Origin of the sequence: Actinomadura chibensis NBRC 106107, from assembly GCF_001552135.1 — a bacterium.
Taxonomy (GTDB): domain Bacteria; phylum Actinomycetota; class Actinomycetes; order Streptosporangiales; family Streptosporangiaceae; genus Spirillospora; species Spirillospora chibensis.
The window spans coordinates 1-6,311 of sequence record NZ_BCQP01000114.1; the positions used below are offsets into that span (position 1 = coordinate 1).

At 72.4% G+C, this 6,311-nt stretch carries 6 protein-coding genes, 1 rRNA gene and 1 pseudogene; 7 read left to right on the forward strand and 1 reads right to left on the reverse strand.

From position 1 onward, the window contains the following. From ACH01S_RS41580 to ACH01S_RS41610, 7 genes and pseudogenes are all read left to right on the forward strand, one after another. Positions 1 to 1,131 (forward strand): helicase-associated domain-containing protein (locus ACH01S_RS41580; RefSeq protein WP_174564954.1); only part of this gene is annotated, 1,131 nt, incomplete at its 5' end. 123 nt (positions 1,132 to 1,254) lie between these two features. Next, positions 1,255 to 1,662: a hypothetical protein gene (locus ACH01S_RS41585; protein WP_083981743.1), complete on the forward strand. Its 408-nt coding sequence runs from the start codon at positions 1,255 to 1,257 to the stop codon at positions 1,660 to 1,662. 106 nt (positions 1,663 to 1,768) lie between these two features. Beyond that, positions 1,769 to 2,203: a hypothetical protein gene (locus ACH01S_RS41590; protein WP_067905823.1), complete on the forward strand. Its 435-nt coding sequence runs from the start codon at positions 1,769 to 1,771 to the stop codon at positions 2,201 to 2,203. Positions 2,204 to 2,555: 352 nt separating this feature from the next. After that, a complete protein-coding gene (locus ACH01S_RS41595) occupies positions 2,556 to 2,801 on the forward strand; it encodes a hypothetical protein (RefSeq protein WP_148344273.1) in 246 nt (81 codons plus the stop codon). Between the two features lie 169 nt (positions 2,802 to 2,970). Then, positions 2,971 to 4,623: a DNA repair helicase XPB gene (locus ACH01S_RS41600; RefSeq protein WP_067905826.1), complete on the forward strand. Its 1,653-nt coding sequence runs from the start codon at positions 2,971 to 2,973 to the stop codon at positions 4,621 to 4,623. Between the two features lie 76 nt (positions 4,624 to 4,699). Next, a pseudogene (locus ACH01S_RS41605) lies at positions 4,700 to 5,260 on the forward strand (RNA polymerase sigma factor); the annotation flags it as partial. Then, positions 5,257 to 6,033: a hypothetical protein gene (locus ACH01S_RS41610; protein WP_067905830.1), complete on the forward strand. Its 777-nt coding sequence runs from the start codon at positions 5,257 to 5,259 to the stop codon at positions 6,031 to 6,033. The pseudogene ACH01S_RS41605 and the gene ACH01S_RS41610, both read left to right, overlap by 4 nt. A 60-nt stretch (positions 6,034 to 6,093) precedes the next feature. Here ACH01S_RS41610 and rrf read toward each other — a convergent pair. Continuing rightward, positions 6,094 to 6,210, reverse strand: a 5S ribosomal RNA gene (gene rrf, locus ACH01S_RS41615). Positions 6,211 to 6,311 lie beyond the last annotated feature (101 nt).

Below are 6,311 nucleotides of genomic sequence, written 5' to 3' on the forward strand. Positions count from 1 at the left end.
GGCGTCGTCGTCGGCGAGGACGCCCTCCGCGCCCGCCTCGGCTGGCTCCAGCCGCGCCGCGCCGGGCCGACCCGCGAGCGGCTGATCGGCTGGACGCTCCGCGAGGCCGCCGCGCTCGGCCTCACCGGGTTCGGCGAGCTCGCCCCGTTCGCCCGCGACCTGCTCGCCGGGGCCGACCCCGAGCCCGCGCTGGAGAAGCACCTGCCCGCGCCCGTCGACGAGATCGTCATCCAGGCCGACCTGACCGCGATCGCGCCCGGCCCGCTCGTCACCGACCTCGCCCGCGAGCTCGCGCTCGCCGCCGACGTCGAGTCCACCGGCGCGGCCACCGTGTACCGGTTCACGCCCGAGTCCGTCCGCCGCGCCCTCGACGCCGGACGCACCGCCGCCGACCTCGCCGACCTCCTCGCCCGGCACTCCGCGACCCCGCTGCCGCAGCCCCTCGCCTACCTGATCGACGACGTCGCGCGGCGGCACGGGCACCTGCGCGTCGGGGCGCTCTCGTCCTACGTGCGGACCGACTCGTCCGCGACGCTCGACGAGATCCTCGCCGACCGGCGCTCGGACCCGCTGCGCCTGCACCGGCTCGCGCCGACCGTGCTCGCGTCCGGCCTCCAGCGCTCCGCCCTCCTGGACGGCCTGCGCGCCATGGGCCTCGCCCCGGTCGCCGAGGCCCCCGGCGGCGGCGTCATCGTGACCCGGCCGGACGCGCAGCGCGCCGAGCCGCCGCCCACCGCGGAGATCGTCCGGCTGCGGCCGGAGGAGCACACCGACGCCTCGATGATCTCCGCCGCGGTGCGCGCCCTGCGGGCCGGGGACGAGGCGGCCCTGCTCGGCGCCGAGCAGGCCAGGCGGCGCGCGGACGCCGCCCCGTCCGGCGAGCCGCCGCGCTCCCCCTCGATGGCCACCGTCGACCGGCTCCGCGCCGCCGTCGACCGGGGCGGCCGCGTCTGGATCGGCTACCTCGACCAGCAGGGGCAGGCGTCCAGCCGGATCGTGGAGCCGGTCCGCGTCGAGGGCGGGTTCCTCACCGGGTACGACGCGACGCGCGCGGCCGTCCACCGGTTCGCGCTGCACCGCATCACCGGGGTGTCGGAGCTGACCGACGACTCGGCGTCGGACGCGTCCTAGCCCCGCCCGCTCTAGCCCCGCCCGCTCGGCGGCGTCCGGTTCCGGACGCGGCGGAACCTCCGGGCGGTCGCGGGAGTCCCACCTGAAAGGCGATCGGCGCCGTCCACCGGAGGAGGCCGTCCCGTGAGCGGATACGGCGGAGGCCCGTACGGCGGGTCCGACCCGTACGGCGGGTCCCAGGGCTGGGGCGGCTACGGCGGCTCGTACGGCGCGGGTCCCTACGGGCAGCCGCCCGGCTACGGGCCCGGCGCCCCGCCGCGGTCCGGGAGCAACGGCGGCACGATCGCCGCGCTGGTCTGCAACATCGCGGCGGTGCTGCTGTGCTGCGGCCTCCTGTCCATTCCCGGCGCCGTCACGGCGGCGATCGCGCTGAGCCGCGCCGACACCGACCCGGAGTCCGCGCGGAAGCTGACGGTCTGGAGCTGGGTCCTGCTCGGGCTGTCGATCGTCGCCGGCATCGTGATCTTCATCGTCTACATCGTGGCGGTCGTGGCGTCCACCCCGAGCTACGAGTCGCCCGACGGGCTCTGAGGACCCGCCCCCGGCGCCGCGGCCACGAACCGGCGAACCTCACATAGGGGTCCACCGGGGGACCGATCGACCGATAGCGTTGCATGGCGACCGTGGAGGAGGTCCGATGAGCGGGTACGGAGGGCAGCCGCCGTCCTGGGAAGACCCGTACGCCGGGCAGCAGTACGGCGGCCAACAGTACGGGGGCCAGCAGTACGGCGGGTCCGGCTACGACCCGTACGGGTACGGCCCGGGGTACGGCTACGGGCCTCCCCAACAACCGTACGCGACGGGGAGCAACGGCTCCGCCATCGCCGCCCTCATCTGCACCTGCGTCGCGGTCGTGATGTGCTGCAACGTCCTCGCCATCCCCGGGATCGTCACCAGCGCGATCGCCGTCAGCCGCGCGTCCACCGACCCGGACTCGTCGCGGCGGCTGGCCATCTGGAGCTGGGCGATCCTCGCCGCGTCCTTCGCGATCGGGATCATCCTGTTCGTGGCGCTCGTGCTCCTCGGGGCGGCGTCCGAACCCGACTACGACTCGACCGGCGGCGGCGTCTGACCCCGCCGCCGGGACGGGTACCGGACGCCCCCGCCTACGGTGCGGCATGACCCCACCGACCGGCGGCGCGACCCCGGGCGACCATACGAGGAGGCACCCGATGAGCGGGTACGGAGGGCAACCGCCATCCGGTGAAGGAACCCCACCCACGCAGCCAGGTGACGGGGACCCGTACGGCACGCAGCCCTCGTCAGGTGGCGGAGACCCGTACGGCACGCAACCGCCGCCAAGTGGCGGGAACGCGTACGGAGCTCAGCCCCCGCCCGGCGGCGGGAACCCGTATGGGACGCAGGCCCCGTCCGGTGCGGCTCCCTATGGGGCGTACGGGCCGCCTGGAGTGCCGTCCAAGCGGGTGAGCAGCGGGACCATCACGGCCGCGCTCGTCTGCAACTCCATCGCGATCGTCCTGTGCTGCAACTTCGTCGCCGTCGCCGGAGTCGTCACCGCCCTGCACGCGCAGCGCCGCGCCGACCCCGACCCGCGCTCCGCCCGGAACCTGACCATCTGGAGCTGGTCGCTCTTCGCCGCCTCCACGGTGCTCGGAATCGTCCTCGGCATCGTGTACCTGCTGGCCACCGTCAACTCCGGTTCGGGCTGAGGCCCGCCGGGGAGCCGGGCGCCGCCCGCCCGGGAAGAGCGGGCGCCGTCCGGCCGTTGAACCCCTGAGCCGAGGCGCCGTCCCGTCCGAACGGGACGGCGCGCCGCGCGACCTCGGGTACCGTGCACCCGACCCCACCACCACCGATTCCCGACGGGGGCTGCATTCCGTGACCGACGGCCCGCTGATCGTCCAGTCCGACAAGACGCTGCTGCTGGAGGTCGACCACGAACTGGCCGGCGCCTGCCGCAAGGAGATCGCCCCGTTCGCCGAGCTCGAACGGGCGCCCGAGCACGTCCACACCTACCGGGTGACGCCGCTCGCGCTGTGGAACGCCCGCGCCGCCGGGCACGACGCCGAGCAGGTCGTCGACACGCTGCTGAGGTTCTCCCGGTATCCCGTCCCGCACGCGCTGCTCGTGGACGTCGCCGACACGATGGCCCGGTACGGGCGGCTGCGGCTGGAGAAGGACCCGGTGCACGGGCTCGTCATGGCGTCGTCCGACCGGTCGGTGCTGGAGGAGGTCCTGCGCGCCAAGAAGGTCAAGGGCATGATCGGCGCCCGGGTCGGGGACGACGCGGTCGTCGTCCACCCGAGCGAGCGCGGCGCCCTCAAGCAGGCGCTGCTCAAGCTCGGCTGGCCCGCCGAGGACCTCGCCGGGTACGTGGACGGCGAGGCCCACCCGATCGCCCTCGACGAGGACGGCTGGGAGCTGCGCTCCTACCAGCGCGACGCCGCCGAGGCGTTCTGGCACGGCGGGTCCGGCGTCGTCGTCCTGCCGTGCGGCGCGGGCAAGACCATCGTCGGCGCGACCGCGATGGCGAAGGCGCAGGCGACCACGCTGATCCTCGTCACCAACACCGTGTCGGCGCACCAGTGGAAGCAGGAGCTGCTCCGGCGGACGACCCTCACCGAGGACGAGATCGGCGAGTACACCGGGACGAAGAAGGAGATCCGTCCCGTCACGATCGCCACGTACCAGATCATGACGACGCGCCGGAAGGGCGCCTACACCCACCTCGAACTCTTCGACGCCCGCGACTGGGGCCTGGTCGTCTACGACGAGGTGCACCTCCTGCCCGCACCCATCTTCCGCATGACCGCCGACCTTCAGGCCCGCCGCCGCCTCGGCCTCACCGCCACCCTCGTCCGGGAGGACGGACGGGAAGGCGACGTCTTCTCCCTCATCGGCCCGAAACGCTACGACGCCCCTTGGAAGGACATGGAGGCGCAGGGCTGGATCGCCCCCGCCGACTGCGTCGAGGTCCGCGTCACCCTCACCGACTCGGAACGGCTCGCGTACGCGACCGCCGAGCCCGAGGAGCGCTACCGGTTCTGCGCCACGACCGACACGAAGACGAAACTCATCCAGGCGCTCGTCGACCGGCACAAGGACGAGCAGACGCTCGTCATCGGCCAGTACATCGACCAGCTCGACGAACTCGGCGCCCTGCTGGACGCGCCCGTCATCAAGGGCGAGACGCGGGTGCGCGAACGGGAACGGCTCTTCGACGCCTTCCGCGCCGGTGAGATCAACGTCCTGGTCGTCTCCAAGGTCGCGAACTTCTCCATCGACCTTCCGGAGGCTTCCGTCGCCGTCCAGGTGTCGGGCGCCTATGGATCCCGGCAGGAGGAGGCGCAGCGGTTGGGACGGCTGCTGCGTCCGAAGGCGTCCGGGCACGGCGCCCGCTTCTACGCCGTCGTCGCCCGCGACACCCTCGACCAGGACTACGCCGCCCACCGGCAGCGCTTTCTCGCCGAACAGGGATACGCCTACCGGATCGTGGACGCCGACAGCGTCCTCGCCGGAGAAGACATCTGAACCCCGCCCGCGCCTGTAATCCCGAGGGGGAGCCGGACATAAGGAGGCGACATCCGGTGAACTCCTCAAGGAGGCGGGCGTGGGAGATGATGAAGAACACTTCTCCGGCCTTTTCCGACGGCACTATCGCGACGTGGTCCGGTTCTCCGCCCGGCGCACGGACCCCGACCAGGCGCGCGACATCGCGGCGGAGACCTTTCTCGTAGCGTGGCGCCGTTTCGGCGAACTGCCGGACGACCCCGACGACGTCCTTCCCTGGCTCTATTCCGTCGCCCGCAACACGATCGCCAATCACCGGCGCGGTGACCGGCGGCGGCTGCGGCTCGGCGCGCGGCTCCGGTCGGCGTCCCCGGCCGTGGTCGCGTCCGACCACGCGGGCGGCGTCGTTGCGGCCCTGCACATCCGGGACGCCATGGCGAGCCTTTCTCCGCGGGACCAGGAGACGCTGCAACTCGTCAGTTGGGACGGCCTGGACGTCTCCGCCGCGGCCACCGTCGTCGGCTGCGCTCCCCGGACTTTCGCGGTGCGCCTGCACCGCGCCCGGCGGCGGCTCGAACAGGCACTCGCGGGCGGACAGGCGGAACAGGCGTCGCCCCTCCATCAGCAGGGACTCGAAATGAAAGGGGCGCGCTCATGAAGGACGCCACCGATGTCCAGGACGTGGCCGCTGTTCGGAAACTGCTCGCCGGTACCGACCCCGCCACCGAAATGCCCTTTCCCGCGGACGACGCCGAGGCGCGGCGGGCCCTGACCCGCATCCTCGCCACGTCCCGGACGGAGGCCGAGCCGTCCGCGCCGAGCCGCCGTACCCGCCGCCGCCTCGCCGTCGCCGTCACCGTCTTCTTCGCGTTCGGCGCGCTGGCCGCGGGGGCCGACGCCGCCGGTGTGATCCCCACAGGAGTGGTGAAGGCGCTGAACAGCACGAACGACAAGGACAACGCCTGGGGCGACGTCGACACGAGCAAGGCCGAGATGCTCATCGCGGCCGAGGGCCCGAAGGGCCTCCGCGCCGAATGGTGGCGCGCCCCGGGGAAGATCAGCGGGAGCTGCGCCTACATTCGCACGGTCCGGGCGGGAGGCGCCGAGGACGGCTCTCTCGAATGCGGCGAGGAGGAGGTCGTCCCGGGCCCGGACACCGTTCTCTCGGCCAGGTACGGCCCGCTCGCGGACGACTGGATGGGCGTCATCGGACGGGCCGCGCCGCCCGCCGCCCAGATCAAGGTGAAGTTCGAGGACGGCGACGAGCGCGTCGTGGACGTCAAGGCGGGTGGATTCTTCATGCAGATCTTCAACCGCAAGGTGGGACCGCCCGTGGAGAACGAGTCCGACTTCGAGGTCGTGGAACTGACGGCCCTGGACGCGGCGGGCAAGGTCATCACGACGTCACGAATCGAGGAAGGGCTCATCTGAACCCGGGCCCAGAAATGAGGAAGGCCCCGCCGATAACGGCGGGGCCTCCCCTTAATAAATGTCCGGCGGTGTCCTACTCTCCCACACAGTCTCCCATGCAGTACCATCGGCGCTGAAGGGCTTAACTTCCGGGTTCGGGATGGGACCGGGTGTTTCCCCTCCGCCAAAACCACCGAACGCCCAACGCACCACCCCGAGCAGGGCGGGCAAACCCAAGCGTCCAAAGCAGCAAAAGCATCGGACATATTCACTTAACAAGCGGAACCCGTTTGTTTTCC

What these genes read in the sequence shown, in the direction of transcription:
- ACH01S_RS41590 (WP_067905823.1), top strand. Translation starts at nt 1,769, where the DNA reads ATGAGCGGGTACGGAGGGCAGCCGCCGTCCTGGGAAGACCCGTACGCC.
- ACH01S_RS41610 (WP_067905830.1), top strand. Translation starts at nt 5,257, where the DNA reads ATGAAGGACGCCACCGATGTCCAGGACGTGGCCGCTGTTCGGAAACTG.